The following is a 1,171-nucleotide window of genomic DNA, read 5'->3' on the forward strand; positions in this document are numbered from 1 at the left end:
CCGCGCTTGACGCCGATCAGGGCGTCCATCAGCCGCAGGCCCTCGAACGCGTCGCGGGCGTAGCGGACTTCGCCCTCATACAGTTCGTGCAGGTCCTGCTCGACATAGGCGCGGGTGAGGGCCGCACCGCCCAGGATGACCGGGTAGCTCGCGGCCAGGCCGCGCTGGTTGAGCTCCTCCAGGTTCTCCTTCATGATCACCGTGGATTTCACCAGCAGCCCCGACATGCCGATCACGTCCGCGCGGTGCTCCTGGGCGGCCTCCAGGATCGCCGAGACCGGCTGCTTGATGCCCAGATTGACCACGTTGTAGCCGTTGTTGGACAGGATGATGTCGACGAGGTTCTTACCGATGTCGTGGACATCCCCGCGCACCGTGGCCAGCACGATGGTGCCCTTGCCGTCCGCGTCCGACTTCTCCATGTGCGGCTCGAGATAGGCGACGGCCGTCTTCATCACCTCGGCGGACTGCAGCACGAACGGCAGCTGCATCTGCCCGGAGCCGAACAGCTCACCGACCACCTTCATCCCGTCCAGCAGCGTGTCATTGACGATATCCAGCGCCGGACGGGTCTCCAGGGCCGCGTCGAGGTCGGCCTCCAGACCGTTCTTCTCCCCGTCGATGATCCGCCGCTTGAGACGCTCCTCCAGCGGCAACGCCGCCAGCTCCTCGGCCTTGCCCGCCTTCAGCGACTTCGCCGTCGCACCCTCGAACAGCGCCATCAGCCTCTGCAGCGGGTCATAGCCCTCACGGCGGCGGTCGTAGATCAGGTCCAGGGCCGTGGTGACCTGCTCCTCGTCGAAGCGGGCGATCGGCAGGATCTTCGAGGCGTGCACGATCGCCGAGTCCAGACCCGCCTTCACACACTCGTCCAGGAAGACGGAGTTGAGCAGGATCCGGGCGGCCGGGTTCAGACCGAAGGAGATGTTCGACAGGCCGAGGGTGGTCTGGACGTCGGGGTGGCGGCGCTTGAGCTCGCGGATCGCCTCGATGGTGGCGATACCGTCCCCGCGGGACTCCTCCTGACCGGTGCAGATGGTGAAGGTCAGGGTGTCGATGAGGATGTCCGACTCGTGGATGCCCCAGGTGCCGGTGAGGTCGTCGATGAGCCGCTCCGCGATCTCGACCTTCTTCTGCGGGGTGCGGGCCTGGCCCTCCTCGTCGATGGTCA

Annotated in this window: 1 protein-coding gene; it reads right to left on the reverse strand. The window is 66.4% G+C overall.

Annotated elements, in window-relative coordinates; genetic code table 11:
- A partial coding sequence (locus BLU79_RS47265; protein WP_177001479.1) for a B12-binding domain-containing protein occupies positions 1 to 1,171 on the reverse strand: 1,171 nt, incomplete at both ends.

Origin of the sequence: Streptomyces sp. cf386 (assembly GCF_900103585.1) — a bacterium.
Classification (GTDB): Bacteria; Actinomycetota; Actinomycetes; order Streptomycetales; family Streptomycetaceae; genus Streptomyces.